Genomic DNA, 14,994 nt, shown 5'->3' on the forward strand with positions numbered 1-14,994 from the left:
TAGCTCCTAGTCTGGCGACCTTGGGTTCAGAATCCGACTGGCAATGCCCGCCGTCACTACTTCAGAGGAACCAGCTTCCTCTGCTGCCAAAATTGCGGGGGGCTCATGCTGGTACCCAGGCCCGACAAATGCGCAGTTGCAGCCCTCAATTGCAAGGCTATCCAAAGCGGCACGCGTGTCAATCAAGATCTGATGCATGACGATGGCCGGCCTCACGGAGGTGAAACCGGAGATTCAGATTGACTAAACCGACCCCGTAGACACCAACCTCCACGAAGGCCGCTATCGACCCAAAGCTGTCCTTCAAGAAAGGCAGCTAACGGCGAGAAGCGGTCATTTTGTATCTACAGGTTTCGGGGCGATTCACTCGTCTGATGCTCAGGAGCACCAGGATGGGCGTCAAGGAGGTGGTCATCTTGAGGTGGACTATGCTGACCAGTTGCTCTCAAATCTAATCGTGAGGTCCTCCATGGCAAACCCCAATCTGCTGGCTCTATTCAGAGATGAAGTCCTTCTGACCGGGCCTGAAAGCTCCCTTCCAAGCAACCTATCTCAGTTCTGGCTTGAGGAGCTCCAGAGTCATCTGGAGAGGTATTTCGACGGTTTGAACTCGGATTCAGATGCAGAAGAGAAGGATCTCGACATCTCTCTCCCACTCGCAGCGATCATCCACATCTTGTTCGCGAAGAATGGTGGGGAGGAGATATCCGAGAGCTCTGAAAAGCTGTACGAGTATTTCCAAGACTACCGGCTCGAACTGGCCCTTGAAGAGATCACGCGAAAGACTCATGTGGCTGCCGAGGCTGCAACCATTGAGACCATCTTCACCAACCGAGATGTCCTGGTGGAACAAGGCCCCCTTCTTCAATAGGTACCTCCACCGATGCCATCGCCGGCGGGCACGCTCCGAGGCATTGATGGAATGCATTTTGACGGCTGCCGAGATCAGCGAATGAAAGAAATTGCTGCGCCGATGTTCGATCTAATCGCTTTGTCGCTTCCACGAGGGTTGGGGTTTGGGGACAGCCCGCCAGTAGGGGCATGGCTTAGTGAGGACGGAATTTCTTGTGCCGCTCTAACCCGAAATATCAATTCCGGCAGCTTCGGAATTGTCACCTTGCGGCGTCGTGTCGATAGCGTGTGGGTGCTCCTCAGCCATGGTGAGTGCACCACTGGCGAGTCCGAAGCCCGCGCCTCAATCAGCCATTTTCTCTATACCCAAGCCCATCCGCTTCCACTCCCTTCAGGTGAACGACGACGTGCTCCTCTAAGCAGAATGGGTAAGCGCACACCAAGCGTGGTGTTCAAATCACTATTTGATCCAAGCCGCCGTATTGGGGCGTGGGCGCTGAATCAACTGTATCTCGCACTGCCATCCCCAGACAGAAATTGGGTTCCCGATTGCCAGACTGAGAATTTTCACACCCGCCTCTGGGAAGCCCACCTATTAGCGATTTTTCGTGAACAGGGACTCTTGGTCACCCAGCCTAAAGAATCACCCGATTTTCACATCGAGAATAGGCTGGGAGATGAGGCCTGGGTTGAAGCAGTGACAGCCAACCCGGAAGAGCGGTATGAGCATTTTGGCGCCTCGCCGGTCCCCCCACCCGCTGACCGACATGAGCGTTTCTTAGGAGCGGCTGCAGAAAGGTTTGCGAGGACCATCCAAAACAAATTGGACAAGCGTTACGAATCCCTACCGCACGTGGAGGGTAAGCCGCTCATTCTGGCCTTAGCCGATTTCCATGCGCCCAGTTCAATGCTGTGGAGCAGGGAGTCGCTCATCAGCTATCTCTATGGCTTTGCAGTTCACTCATCTGCGCATCGTGGTACGCACCTGATAACTGTGGAGGAAGAGACATCTCTGCTATCAGGGCGCCCCAACGGCCTATTTACGCTAATGGAAAATGCCCATCTTTCAGCGGTCATTTTCACCAATGCCTGCACAGTGCCAAAGCTCAGCCGAGTGCCGATCTCAGGTGGAGCTCATCTAGACGGGTACCGATACTTGCGGTTTGGTGAGTTTTTCGACCGTTCTCCGGGAGCATCACGAGGTATCCCATTTCTGTTGGATGTAGCGTCCAGCGACTACGGTCAGCTCTGGCCGCAATATGGCTACGAGCCGTGGTCTGCTGAAGTGGAGGTATTCCATAACCCTATGGCACTATACCCGGTGCCTAATGAGTTGATACCAGAAGTCACCCACTGGAGAGAAGTAAACGGAAGAGTCGAGTGCGAATCTTTCTTTGATGTATCCATACTCCGATCCAGAACACTCGTCCTCAGTGCAAACGCTAAGGTTCCGTCACTCGATGAGTTGCTGACAGCAGCCAGTCCTCCAGAGCTCTGACGGCGGCGGGGTGGCCGCATCGTTGCCACGCAGGTAGATGAGAATTTCTCAGCAAGCTACCCAGCCAGGGGAAGGACATGAGATCCCCTGCGCAATTCAGGACCGTTGAAGCGTCACCTCTCTTCGGGTAAAAGCATGACCGTCATACAACGCTACAACAGCGTCATACCCGAGAGCATAGGAAGAAAAATGTCGATCCAAGGACTAAAACGATACTTTGGAAACAAGATTCACGCAGTGATAATGATGGCCCCGCTTAAGCGGGAAATGATACGCCTCGGCATATGCACCCTTATGGCGATTATTCTGAATATCATCTTGTATACCGGCGTTGAAGTAGACGGCACCATCAAGCCGTGGGCAGAAACCCCGATAAAACTGTTTGCATCGTCGATGTTATTCGCCTTCATGATCAAGGCTTTTCTGCCAGTTCTCGGCTGGACGATACTGAAAGCAATGCTGTTGAGTGCGAACAATGCCTTCAGCGGCATACTGAGTTTTTTGGGCAATCAGTTCACAGGCGTCATGTACTGTACCGGAATTATTATGGGTTCTATCACGATTAAATTGTATATGGTTTCCGGGGTTTTAGACTCTGAGTTTGCTTATCTGTCCGCAATCGTATTTGCTTCCGGGGTTTTATATTTCTATGTGCTGCAATGCGCCATTCAAAAAACAATGAGTCCGGCCCTGCGTACACCAGCAGTACCGCGTTAAACCACTAGGCTGTGACTATTCATCTCTGGTGCTCAGTAGGCGCTCGCTCTGCTGAACCCTCACCCATACACAACCATTAATGGACTGGCCCGCCTTCGACTTTATGAAGAAGGCGAGCGAGCACGTGACTGATTGCGCATGTATTCCGAGATGAGACTTTCGAAATTGATGTCCGCCTCCTCAACGAGAATATTGACGTGACAGTACAGCTCTTCAGGACCTCTGAGATAATTGAAAATCCTTGATCTAACGATGCCGCAAACCCCTTCTTTGACCGCCGTAGAGGGGAGGTTGATAACATCGCCAACGCACGGGATAAGAGCTAGGCCATGGTCGCTGTTGAAGACAATGTCAGCTGGACAGGCATCAATGCTGGCATCGGATTGTCCTTGCGAAACCTGCTGATAATCAATGCTATACCTCATGTACAGCCTACCTCATTTGTTGAGTGAGGAATCAGCGCCGCGGATCGTAAACAGAAACCTCAAGTTCGCAAGCGACGGGAGCATGTAGCGGATTTTCGGTACTAGAGAGCTTGGCAACTATCGTTTTTCAAGCACATACCCTACGCCCCGAAGCGTATGTATCAGTTTGGTCTCGAAAGGGTCATCTATCTTGGCTCTGAGTCTTCGAATCGACACCTCTACAACGTTTGTGTCGCAGTCAAAATTCATATCCCAAACCTGCGAAATAATTTGGGTGCGGCTCAGCACCACACCGGTATTACGCATCAGGTAATGCAGTAACGCGAATTCTTTCGTGGTCAGGTCAATGCGCTGACCGTCCCTGAATGCCCTGTGCCGGCTCTGATCAAGCTCCAGGTCAGCGACGCGAATGACCTCTACGGATGCAGGGTGATCTGACCTGCGCATCAAGGCGCGAACCCGGGCCAGCAGCTCAGGGAACTCAAATGGCTTGATCAGGTAGTCATCTGCTCCGTTCTCCAGCCCCCGGACCTTATCCGCCAGCCGGCTTCTCGCCGTCAGCATCATGATACGGGAAGGGCAGTTTTTACGACGCAACAACTCAAGGACCTGCCAACCGTCCATCTCTGGCAGATTTATATCCAGGATAATCAGCTCATATTCGTGCTGCTTAGCCAAGAATAATCCATCTGACCCGGTGTGGACGCAATCTACGACATAGCCACATTCCGTCAGACCTTGACGCACATACTCCGCAGTTTTTACTTCATCCTCAATTACCAGAATTCGCATGGGATTTTGTCTCGATATCACTGAGCAATTAACCGCGCACGCGCGCCGGCATTATTGAAAGGGATGGTAAATCAAAATGAGCGTGCCGGGGCTCAAATGACGGATTTGTAATTTCTAGGTAATACAGTTGATAGTCTGGCGGTATATCTTGTCGCGGTTTGGGTTTGACAGTTGCGGGCCCTCTCTCCAGCAGGTGATTTGACCTTATGAAGTATTGGGTTATTTTCTTCTTTGTGCTGGCTTCGTTCCGCTCAGATGACGGCGAGGTCGCTCACATTGAAGAGACTGGTCATTGGTGTAGTCATGAACTTCACCGGCATGCGATGCGTACAATCGAACGCCTACTTGAATTTTAGGCAAAAAAAAGGCGCCCAATGGGCGCCAAATATCCACCTTTTACCAAAGGAGCACTTAAGCCACTCAAGGTGAATGCGTAATGCTCGTTTTACTAACAGGACCCGCCAATGGATAACTGGCCCAGTTAGCGAATTACAGAATCGAAAGCGGGTACTCGATGATTACACGAGTTTCATCCAGATCCGATTCGAAAGCAGTGGCACGCGTGGTTGCCTGGCGCAACCGGAAGGACAGATCTTTTGCCGGACCGGTTTGGACAACGTATTTGACTTCGACGTCACGCTCCCAACGCTTCTGATTGTCGAGCGGGTTGCCGTTGTCGTCGGTGCGCATGTAGAACTGGTTAGCGTTCGAGTAATCCGCACCCGAGCCTCTGGCGTAGCGCGTCATGAACGTCAGGCCTGGAATGCCGTAGCTGGTGAAGTTCAGGTCATAGCGCAGCATCCAGGAACGCTCTTTCGGCGAGTTGAAGTCGCTGTACTGGATGGAGTTGTCGACGAAAATCGAGTCCGACTGACGCAGGTAGTCGAAATCGTCGTCGCCGTTGTTGCGCTGATGCGACAGGGCCAGGGTGTGGGCACCGTAACGCACACCGACCTTGGCACTCCAGATGTTGTTGTCGAATTCACCCAGGCGCTTCTTACCTTCATCTACGGCTTTGTAGTAGTTGAAGCCACCGATCAGCGCCAGATCGTCGCTCAGCGGGTAAACCACGCTTGTGCCGGCGTAGTACTGATTCCAGACGTCTTTCAGCTGGCTGGCGTAGACGCTCACAGTCCAGTTGTCGTTGATCGAGTAGTCACCGCCACCGTAACCGATCCATGGCGAGTTGACCGGGCCGCCGTAGAACGTCACGAAGTTGTCGTTCAGGTTGCTTGAGACCGGCTGGCTCATCGCATGCAGACGACCACCCTGGAGGGTAAGGCCCTGGATGCTGGTGTTCTCAACGGTCACACCGCGGAAACTCTCTGGCAGCAGGCGAGAGTCACCCGATGCGACGACCGGGGTCGATGGGAAGACATCACCCACTTTCACGATGGTATCGAACAAGCGGACTTTGGCTGCGCCGCCGACCTTGGTGTATTCGTCGCGAGCTTCACCCTTGTTATCAACGGGCAGCACGTCGAAGGAGCTACGGCCGCCGTTGCGCCCATCACCGGTGTCGAGCTTGAGGCCGATCATGGCAAAGGCATCAACGCCAAAGCCAACGGTACCTTGGGTAAACCCGGAGTTGAATTTGCTGATGATCGCGTGCGCCCAGGCTTCGGAGTAGCCGTTCGTATTGCCCTTGCCACTGTTGTAAGTGGGGGCGGTGCTGTCGCGGTTATCACGGTTGAAGTAGAAGTTACGGTTCAACACTGTAAGGCTGCTGCCTTCAATGAAGCCTTCTGGCTTGTCTTCAGCTTGTGCCGAAATAGCATAGCTTCCAGACAGCGCAGAAACTGCCGCCAAATACAGTGGTACTTTGATTTTCATCCGATGCTCCTTTGATTCACGGCAGTTTTTATTATGTTTACCGGCGCGGGTGTCGTTAATTGTTCTGACCAGGCGGCGCGCCTAGCGTAGCGCGAGCTCATATTTGCAGGCCGAAGATAACGGGGGGGTGATAGGAAAATTACAATTTCGTCATCTACCTGTTGTTCGGGCCTTCGCACCGCGTGTTTGCCATCTCCGTTGCTTGTAACGAAATCATCGTGTCGGGTTTGGTTTCCCAGTATTTTCGGGCATTACAGGACATTCTTACGGAATTGTAATTTTCTAGCCACCCCTCTGATAGCTACCGCTCATTAGAGTGCCATCACCTAATCAAGTGGGGCTTGGCAGCTGTTTCGGCGTTCTCGCCAAGCTTTATCGAAGTTTGTGCACGAGGACCATCAAAGTGCCCCGGTATAACCGCAATGTCTTACCCAAGACCCCCGTCTCGCCCTGGAAGATCGCTGCACTCTGTGCAGTCATCTCTGGGTTGATGGCGCCTGCAGCCCTTGCCCAAAGCATCAGCTTGCCCCAGGCGCTTTCGACGGCCATGGATGCCAACCCAGACCTGGCCGCGGCCAGGCAAGAAATTGGGATCGCTGATGGTGCTCGCAAGCAGGCCGGGCTTATCCCCAACCCCACAATCTCGTATGACGTGGAAGACACCCGTCGTAACACCAGCCAGACGACTGTCTCTCTCAGCCAGACCCTTGAGCTGGGCGGTAAGCGGGGGGCTCGTGTTGACGTCGCCACATACGGGCAGACCGCCGCACAGCTTGAGTTAGACCGTCGCGTTAACGGCCTGCGTGCAGATGTCGTCCAAGCCTTTTACGCCGCGTTGCGGGCCCAGACAGGTCTCGACCTGGCCAAGCAATCTCTCGAACTGACTGAGCGCGGTCTTCGCATCGTCGATGGCCGTGTTCGCGCAGGTAAGTCGTCCCCAGTGGAGGCGACCCGCGCTCAAGTGCAACTGGCCGAAGCCCAGCTGCAAGTTCGACGTGCAGAAACGGAAAAAGCGACCGCTTACCAACAGCTCGCTCAAATTACCGGGAGCTCAGTCACCGTGTTTGATCGACTCGAATCGCCAACCCTCTCCCCGGGCTTGCCACCTCGCACTGAAGATCTGCTGGCTAAGCTCGACCAAACAGCAGAAATGCGTCAGGCCGTGGTGCAGATAGACAAGAGCGATGCCTCGCTCGGCTCAGAGAAAGCTCAGCGTATCCCGAACCTTACTGTCAGTGTAGGTAGCCAGTACGACCGCTCTGTGCGCGAGCGGGTCAACACTGTGGGCCTGTCTATGCCTTTGCCGCTGTTCGATCGTAACCAGGGCAACATTCTTTCCGCTTCTCGTCGTGCAGATCAGGCCCGGGACCAGCGCAATGCTGTTGAGCTGCGCCTGCGCACCGAAACCCAAACCGCGTTGAACCAATGGTCCACCGCCATGCAGGAGGTCGAGTCCTACGACAAGACCATTCTGCCTTCAGCCCAACAAGCCGTAGAGACCGCAACCCGCGGCTTCGAGATGGGCAAATTCGGTTTCATCGAAGTGCTGGATGCCCAGCGCACCTTGATCGTCGCTCGTGGCCAATACCTCGAATCGTTGGCAGCGGCGACCAATGCGCGTGCGCAGGTGGAAAGGGTTTATGGCGAAGTCGGCTCAACCGCCGGCACTCGCTGAACGGGCCAAACATTTTCTTCGGCACACAGCCTTGAACAAGCCGGTGCCTACGATCAGCAGGAGTAGCAATGGATAACAAACGCAAGATCGCCCTCGCGGTAGCCGCTGTGGCAGCCCTCGGATTTGGCAGCCTTGCCTGGAACAACAGTTCCGGACAGCAGGCCGCCAGTACTGCCGAGCATGGCGCTAACGATGGCCATGGCGACGAAAAGAAAGCCGCATCTGCCGCCAAAGAGGAAGGTGATGAGGGCCATGGTGAAGAAGGCCACAGCGAAGAGGGCGGTGAAGAAGAGGGCAAGCTGACGCTCAGCGCTGAACAGATCAAGGCCGCTGGTGTTGCCCTGGAAGCTGCAGCGCCTCGTGACCTCGGTACCGTCGTGAGCTTCCCTGGCGAAATTCGCTTCGACGAAGATCGTACTGCCCACGTGGTTCCTCGTGTTCCTGGCGTTGTTGAGGCTGTCCAGGCCAACCTGGGCGAGACGGTCAAGAAAGGGCAAGTCCTCGCGGTAATCGCCAGCCAGCAGATCTCTGACCTGCGCAGCGAACAACAGGCCGCACAGCGTCGCGTCGAACTGGCGCGTGTGACCTTCGAACGTGAGAAGCAACTGTGGCAGGACAAGATCTCTGCAGAGCAAGACTACCTCCAAGCACGCCAAGCGCTGCAAGAAGCGGAGATCTCCTTGGCCAACGCCAAGCAGAAGGTCGGCGCAATCGGTGCCTCGGTTAACTCCGTTGGCGGTAATCGTTACGAGCTCCGCGCTCCCTTCGACGCCGTGGTAGTGGAGAAACACCTGACCGTCGGCGAAGTCGTCAGCGAGGCGACCAACGCCTTCATCCTTTCCGACCTGAATCAGGTCTGGGCGACCTTCGCAGTTCCGCCGACAGATCTGGGCAAGGTCACGACTGGCCGTGCAGTGAAAGTCTCTTCGCCTGACATGAACGTCGAGGTCGAAGGGAAGGTGGGTTATGTCGGCAGCCTGCTGGGCGAGCAAAACCGTGCAGCTACTGTCCGCGTCACCTTGACCAACCCCAACGGCGCCTGGCGTCCAGGCCTGTTCGTAAACATTGCGGTCACCTTCCAGACCGATCGAGTTGCCGTAGCGGTCCCTGAGCACGCTGTGCAGACCGTTGAAGACAAACCTTCGGTATTCGTACGCACCCCAGATGGCTTTGACACCCGCCCGGTAAAACTGGGTCGCCGCGACAATGGGTACGTGGAAATCATCGACGGTATTGAAGCCGGCGCCCAGGTAGCAACCAGTGGCAGCTTCACACTCAAGTCCGAGCTCGGCAAAGCTTCTGCCGAACACGGTCACTGATGCGAACTGACAGGATGATTTCTCATGTTTGAACGTATCATCAGATTCGCCATCGAGCAGCGCATCGTAGTAATGATCGCCGTTCTGATCATGGCGGGTATCGGTATCTACAGCTATCAAAAGCTGCCCATCGATGCGGTACCCGATATCACCAACGTCCAGGTGCAGATCAACACTGCAGCGCCTGGTTACTCGCCCTTGGAAACCGAACAACGGATCACGTTTCCAGTTGAAACGGCCATGGCCGGTCTCCCGGGCCTTCAGCAGACCCGTTCCCTGTCTCGCTCTGGCCTGTCTCAGGTCACCGTGATCTTCAAGGATGGCACTGACATCTTCTTTGCCCGCCAGTTGATCAACGAGCGGCTGCAGGTTGCGAAGGAACAGCTGCCAGAAGGTGTAGAGGCCGTCATGGGTCCGGTATCTACCGGCCTCGGCGAGATCTTCCTGTGGACTGTTGAAGCCGAAGATGGCGCGGTCAAAGAGGACGGTACGCCGTACACCCCGACCGACCTGCGCGTGATCCAGGACTGGATCATCAAGCCTCAGCTGCGTAACGTCCCGGGTGTGGCCGAGATCAATACCATCGGCGGTTATGCCAAGCAGTTCCTGGTTGCGCCGGATCCAAAGCGCCTGGCTACCTACAAGCTGACACTCAATGACCTGGTCGCAGCGTTGGAAAGTAACAACGCCAACGTCGGTGCCGGCTACATCGAGCGTAATGGTGAACAGTTGCTCATCCGTGCACCGGGTCAGGTAGGCAATATCGAAGACATCGCCAACATCGTGATCACCAGTGTGGATGGTGCACCGATTCGCATCAGCAGCGTTGCTGACGTCAGCATCGGTAAAGAGCTCCGTACAGGTGCTGCTACTGAGAACGGCCGCGAAGTCGTGCTCGGTACCGTGTTCATGCTGATTGGTGAAAACAGCCGCACCGTATCTCAAGCTGTCGCCGCCAAATTGGCGGACATCAACCGCACCCTGCCAAAGGGCGTGGTGGCTGTGACTGTTTACGACCGTACCAACCTGGTTGAAAAAGCCATCGCGACGGTGAAGAAGAACCTGGTGGAAGGCGCGATCCTGGTTATCGCCATTCTGTTCCTGTTCCTCGGCAACATCCGTGCGGCTCTGATCACCGCGATGGTGATTCCGCTGTCCATGCTGTTCACCTTCACAGGCATGTTCAACAACAAGGTCAGTGCCAACTTAATGAGTTTGGGGGCACTCGACTTCGGCATCATCGTCGACGGTGCCGTGGTTATTGTAGAAAACGCGATCCGTCGACTGGCTCATGCGCAACATAAGCATGGCCGCATGCTCACCAAAACCGAACGCTTCCACGAGGTCTTTGCCGCGGCGCGAGAAGCTCGCCGGCCGCTGATCTTCGGTCAGCTGATCATCATGGTGGTGTACCTGCCGATCTTCGCCCTCACCGGCGTCGAAGGCAAAATGTTCCACCCGATGGCCTTCACCGTTGTGATGGCGCTGCTGGGTGCAATGGTCCTGTCCGTTACCTTTGTTCCTGCAGCTATTGCCATGTTCGTCACTGGCAAGGTGAAGGAAGAGGAAGGCGTGGTCATGCGCACAGCTCGACTGCGCTATGAACCGGTTCTGCAATGGGTGCTGGGACATCGGAACATCGCTTTCTCGGCCGCAGTAGCCTTGGTCGTGCTCAGTGGTTTGCTGGCAAGTCGTATGGGTAGCGAGTTCATCCCAAGCCTCAGTGAGGGTGACTTTGCGATGCAGGCCATGCGTGTGCCTGGAACGAGCCTCACTCAATCTGTCGAGATGCAGCAGCGTCTGGAGAAAGCGGTGATTGCGCAGGTGCCTGAAGTTGAGCGGATGTTCGCACGCTCGGGTACCGCAGAAATTGCATCTGACCCGATGCCGCCGAACGCCTCTGACGCCTACATCATGCTCAAGCCTCAGGATCAGTGGCCTAACCCGAAGAAGCCTCGTGATGAGCTGATTGCTGAAGTGCAGAAGGCCGCAGCGGGTGTTCCAGGAAGCAACTACGAGTTGTCGCAGCCAATCCAACTGCGTTTCAACGAGCTGATTTCGGGCGTGCGTAGTGACGTCGCTGTGAAAGTCTTCGGCGATGACATGGACGTGCTCAACAACACCGCCAACAAGATCGCGGCAGCGCTCAAAGCGGTCCCGGGCTCATCGGAAGTGAAAGTTGAGCAGACATCCGGCCTGCCGGTGCTGACCATCAACATTGACCGCGAAAAAGCAGCACGCTACGGCCTGAACATCGCGGATGTTCAGAACTCGATCGCTATCGCCGTGGGTGGCCGTCAGGCCGGCACGCTGTATGAGGGCGACCGTCGGTTCGACATGGTAGTACGCCTACCAGAGACCGTTCGCACCGACGTAGCGGGTATGTCCAGCTTGCTGATCCCGGTACCTGCCAATGCGGCACAGGGTGCCAATCAGATCGGCTTCATCCCGCTGTCCCAGGTCGCCAATCTGGACCTGCAACTGGGCCCGAACCAAATCAGCCGCGAGAACGGCAAACGTCTGGTTATCGTCAGCGCCAACGTTCGAGGCCGCGATCTGGGGTCCTTCGTTGAGGAGGCGACCGCATCGCTGGACAAGAAGGTGCAAATCCCTGCGGGCTACTGGACGACTTGGGGGGGCCAGTTCGAGCAGCTGCAGTCGGCTGCCAAACGCCTGCAGATCGTTGTTCCAGTCGCCTTGCTGCTGGTCATGACCTTGTTGTTCCTGATGTTCAACAACCTGAAGGACGGCATGCTGGTCTTCACCGGTATTCCATTCGCACTCACCGGTGGTGTTGTGGCGTTGTGGCTGCGGGACATCCCACTGTCGATCTCGGCAGGTGTCGGCTTCATTGCACTGTCCGGCGTTGCAGTACTGAACGGCCTGGTGATGATTGCCTTCATCCGCGGGCTAAGGGAGGAGGGACGAACGCTCAGACAGGCAGTCGATGAAGGTGCATTGACCCGTCTGCGACCTGTTCTGATGACAGCCTTGGTAGCGTCCCTGGGCTTCATCCCGATGGCTTTGGCCACCGGCACCGGTGCCGAAGTTCAGCGGCCATTGGCGACGGTGGTGATTGGCGGGATCCTGTCCTCCACCGCACTGACCTTGCTGGTACTGCCTGCCCTGTATCACTGGGCACACCGCAAGGATGAAGACGGCGACGAGGCCGAAGTGGTTAGCTAACAGCCTCCGCTAAAGAGAAGCCCACAACACGTGTTGTGGGCTTTTTTGTTTAAAGTGAAGTAGATGCACTTACCTTTCAAAATTGTAAGTTTCTCGTCATGCCGGTGATGCCTATGCATTGCTAAGGTTACGCCCGAGAAGTTTTGAAATTGAGAGGGTTTTATGAAAAAGCTAATTATCGCTGCTGCACTTGTTGTTTTCTCGGTGGCTTCGCAGGCCAACACTTTCTCCGAGAGCAAGCAGCTTCAATACACCAAGGAACACCAGACCGCAGTGGCCAAGTACGCGGAGAAAAATGGCAAGCCAATGCCAGAGATTCAGGATTACAAATATGGCATGAAGATAGACGTTGCGAAATTCGTACGTCAGTCGCAGGACCCCCGTACCTGCCAGGTCTATCCACGGTTGATGACCTTCGAGGACTCCCAGGGCACGCTCAAGACTGTTCGTTACTCGATGTATTCGCAATGCATCAACAACAAGTAGTAAACGATTTGAACAGAACAATTAGAGAATTCATAAATGCCAGGCAGTGCCTGGCATTTTTTATTACGCCCGATACCCCATAGCTTCGAAATGTTAACGCCTGGGCTCGGGCAAACCGTGCAATAGATCTTAGCCAACCAACAGAGACGGCTCCCCAACTGCAGAGGGCAATTGGAAGCCTTGACCCCAGAAGGGACGAGTTATGAAGAGTTTGCTTGAACGCCCTGATGACCAAGCCGGGCATGAAGGTCATAGCCATGAGCATGGCGGCATTTTTGGAATGAACACAGAGCTGATTTTCGCGCTGATCTGTGGTGCTCTCCTGGGTGCCGGAGCTCTCGCAGGAAAACTTGGCCTGATTGATCGTCTGCCTCTGATTCTGTACGTGTCGGCCTACGTGTTCGGTGGATGGTTCACCACTAAGGAAGCGGTTACCAACATCCGTCAGAAACGCTTCGAGATCGACTCGCTGATGCTTCTCGCCGCAGTCGGTGCCGCGAGCATCGGCGCCTGGGCGGAGGGGGCTCTGCTGCTGTTCCTGTTCAGTCTGGGGCATTCCCTTGAAAGCTACGCGATGGGGCGGGCCAAGAAAGCGATTGAGGCACTGTCCAAGCTCGCACCAGCCACCGCGATCGTACGCAGAGCAAATGGCACGGTGGAGATGCCCGTGGAGCTGCTGGTTCCCGGTGACGTTGTCATCGTGCGCCCCAATGACCGCCTGCCGGCCGATGGTTTTGTAGTCGTAGGCTCCTCAAGTATCAACCAGGCGCCAGTAACCGGTGAGAGCGTCCCCGTGGACAAGCAACCTGTTCCTGATGCCGAACTCGCACGCAGCAAGCCAGATGCAGTGGATGCAGCCTCGAAAGTCTTCGCCGGTACCATCAATGGCGAAACGCTCATCGAGGTTGAGGTAACCCGGCGCTCTACGGAGAGTACCTTGGCGCGGGTCATCAAGATGGTCAGTGAAGCCGAAGTCAGGAAGTCACCGACCCAGCGATTCACGGACCGCTTCCAACGCATATTCGTCCCGTTGGTTTTACTGCTGGTAGTCGGGCTGCTATTTGCCGGCATTTTCCTTGACGAGCCGTTCCGTGACTCGTTCTACCGGGCGATGGCCGTACTGGTTGCAGCCAGCCCCTGCGCGCTCGCGATCGCTACACCAAGCGCCATTCTCTCTGGCATCGCCAGGGCAGCCCGAGGTGGCGTGCTGATCAAGGGCGGTGCGCCACTTGAAGAGCTTGGATCATTGAATGCCATGGCATTCGACAAGACCGGTACCCTGACCGAAGGGCGCCCACGTATCACCGATGTAATACCCATAGGCGGCACGCAGATCGAGGATCTGCTAAACGTCGCCATCGCTGTGGAGTCGATGAGCGACCATCCGCTGGCTGCGGCAATTGTGCGTGACGGTGAAGAGATGATTGGCACACGGCGCCGATTCCAAGCCAAGAACATGAGCAACATGATTGGCCGCGGCGTGCGTGCTGAGCTTGATGGGCAGTTCGTCTGGATTGGCAAGGTCGAGATGTTCGGTACCAATGGTATTCCCGCACTCAGCAAGGCAGCCCTGGAGGCTGCGGAGCGTCTACGTCAGTCAGGCCGTACCACCATGGTGGTACGGCGTGCTGACAAGGATCTGGGCGCTATCGGGCTATTGGACACACCCCGGGAGGGGGCCAAAGAGGCACTCCAGAAGCTTAGAGAGATGGGCATCGAACGCATGGTCATGATTTCTGGAGACCACAACCGCGTTGCAGAGGCTGTAGCCAAACAAGTTGGCTTAGATGAAGCGTGGGGAGACCTGATGCCGGAAGACAAGGTCAAGGCCATCAAAAACCTGCGCCTTAGCGCCAAGGTGGCCATGGTGGGTGACGGCGTCAATGATGCCCCTGCCATGGCCAGTTCGAGCGTTGGTATCGCAATGGGGGCTGCTGGATCTGATGTTGCCCTGGAAACGGCTGATATCGCGCTTATGGCTGACGACATCAGGCAACTCCCATTTGCGGTGGGGCTGAGCCGTCACACGCGATCGATCATCCACCAGAATCTGTTCGTCAGCTTGGGGATTGTGGCCATCCTGGTTCCGTCCACCATCATGGGCTTGAGCATTGGTGCCGCTGTTGCGATCCATGAGGGCTCCACACTGTTGGTCGTCTTCAACGCCTTGCGCCTGTTGGCCTACCGCAGAAGCACCTGATCCCTGAGCTT

At 55.6% G+C, this 14,994-nt stretch carries 11 protein-coding genes; 8 read left to right on the top strand and 3 right to left on the bottom strand.

From position 1 onward, the window contains the following. The first annotated feature begins 469 nt into the window (after positions 1-469). The 3 genes from QYE47_RS00265 (at position 470) to QYE47_RS00275 (ending at position 3,067) form a co-directional block, all read left to right on the top strand. Positions 470-871 (top strand): hypothetical protein, encoded by a 402-nt coding sequence (locus tag QYE47_RS00265; protein ID WP_012269857.1) that lies wholly within the window; start codon positions 470-472, stop codon positions 869-871. 81 nt (positions 872-952) lie between these two features. Next, complete coding sequence (locus tag QYE47_RS00270; RefSeq protein WP_223296393.1) at positions 953-2,350, top strand: hypothetical protein; 1,398 nt, start codon at positions 953-955, stop codon at positions 2,348-2,350. Positions 2,351-2,539: 189 nt separating this feature from the next. After that, the gene (locus QYE47_RS00275; protein ID WP_012269855.1) at positions 2,540-3,067 is read left to right on the top strand and encodes a hypothetical protein; all 528 of its coding nucleotides are present in this window, start codon (positions 2,540-2,542) and stop codon (positions 3,065-3,067) included. A gap of 101 nt (positions 3,068-3,168) precedes the next feature. Here QYE47_RS00275 and QYE47_RS00280 read toward each other — a convergent pair whose 3' ends face one another. The 3 genes from QYE47_RS00280 to QYE47_RS00290 form a co-directional block, all read right to left on the bottom strand. Continuing rightward, positions 3,169-3,492, bottom strand: coding sequence for a hypothetical protein (locus tag QYE47_RS00280; RefSeq protein WP_010951457.1), 324 nt, complete (start codon positions 3,490-3,492; stop codon positions 3,169-3,171). Between the two features lie 117 nt (positions 3,493-3,609). Continuing rightward, positions 3,610-4,284, bottom strand: coding sequence for a heavy metal response regulator transcription factor (locus QYE47_RS00285; protein ID WP_003253420.1), 675 nt, complete (start codon positions 4,282-4,284; stop codon positions 3,610-3,612). A 489-nt stretch (positions 4,285-4,773) separates the two neighbouring features. Next, positions 4,774-6,117, bottom strand: coding sequence for an OprD family porin (locus QYE47_RS00290; protein WP_003253422.1), 1,344 nt, complete (start codon positions 6,115-6,117; stop codon positions 4,774-4,776). Positions 6,118-6,520: 403 nt separating this feature from the next. On the opposite strand from QYE47_RS00290, the gene QYE47_RS00295 reads away from it, so the two are divergent. The 5 genes from QYE47_RS00295 to QYE47_RS00315 all read left to right on the top strand — a co-directional run bounded on the left by QYE47_RS00295 (position 6,521) and on the right by QYE47_RS00315 (position 14,983). Then, on the top strand, positions 6,521-7,792 hold the full coding sequence (locus tag QYE47_RS00295; protein WP_010951456.1) for a TolC family protein: 1,272 nt from the start codon (positions 6,521-6,523) through the stop codon (positions 7,790-7,792). A gap of 68 nt (positions 7,793-7,860) precedes the next feature. Beyond that, a complete protein-coding gene (locus QYE47_RS00300) occupies positions 7,861-9,111 on the top strand; it encodes an efflux RND transporter periplasmic adaptor subunit (RefSeq protein WP_012269854.1) in 1,251 nt (416 codons plus the stop codon). Between the two features lie 24 nt (positions 9,112-9,135). Beyond that, on the top strand, positions 9,136-12,297 hold the full coding sequence (locus QYE47_RS00305; RefSeq protein ID WP_010951454.1) for a CusA/CzcA family heavy metal efflux RND transporter: 3,162 nt from the start codon (positions 9,136-9,138) through the stop codon (positions 12,295-12,297). Between the two features lie 162 nt (positions 12,298-12,459). Continuing rightward, complete coding sequence (locus QYE47_RS00310) at positions 12,460-12,783, top strand: DUF2790 domain-containing protein (protein WP_003253432.1); 324 nt, start codon at positions 12,460-12,462, stop codon at positions 12,781-12,783. A gap of 202 nt (positions 12,784-12,985) precedes the next feature. Beyond that, complete coding sequence (locus tag QYE47_RS00315) at positions 12,986-14,983, top strand: heavy metal translocating P-type ATPase (protein WP_010951452.1); 1,998 nt, start codon at positions 12,986-12,988, stop codon at positions 14,981-14,983. Positions 14,984-14,994 lie beyond the last annotated feature (11 nt).

It is taken from the genome of Pseudomonas sp. 2,4-D, assembly GCF_030418155.1.
GTDB classification, from domain to species: domain Bacteria; phylum Pseudomonadota; class Gammaproteobacteria; order Pseudomonadales; family Pseudomonadaceae; genus Aquipseudomonas; species Aquipseudomonas alloputida.

Coding starts and splice junctions, on each gene's coding strand:
- QYE47_RS00265 (WP_012269857.1), top strand. CDS start 470: ATGGCAAACCCCAATCTGCTGGCTCTATTCAGAGATGAAGTCCTTCTG.
- QYE47_RS00270 (WP_223296393.1), top strand. CDS start 953: ATGAAAGAAATTGCTGCGCCGATGTTCGATCTAATCGCTTTGTCGCTT.
- QYE47_RS00275 (WP_012269855.1), top strand. CDS start 2,540: ATGTCGATCCAAGGACTAAAACGATACTTTGGAAACAAGATTCACGCA.
- QYE47_RS00280 (WP_010951457.1), bottom strand. CDS start 3,492: ATGAGGTATAGCATTGATTATCAGCAGGTTTCGCAAGGACAATCCGAT.
- QYE47_RS00285 (WP_003253420.1), bottom strand. CDS start 4,284: ATGCGAATTCTGGTAATTGAGGATGAAGTAAAAACTGCGGAGTATGTG.
- QYE47_RS00290 (WP_003253422.1), bottom strand. CDS start 6,117: ATGAAAATCAAAGTACCACTGTATTTGGCGGCAGTTTCTGCGCTGTCT.
- QYE47_RS00300 (WP_012269854.1), top strand. CDS start 7,861: ATGGATAACAAACGCAAGATCGCCCTCGCGGTAGCCGCTGTGGCAGCC.
- QYE47_RS00305 (WP_010951454.1), top strand. CDS start 9,136: ATGTTTGAACGTATCATCAGATTCGCCATCGAGCAGCGCATCGTAGTA.
- QYE47_RS00310 (WP_003253432.1), top strand. CDS start 12,460: ATGAAAAAGCTAATTATCGCTGCTGCACTTGTTGTTTTCTCGGTGGCT.
- QYE47_RS00315 (WP_010951452.1), top strand. CDS start 12,986: ATGAAGAGTTTGCTTGAACGCCCTGATGACCAAGCCGGGCATGAAGGT.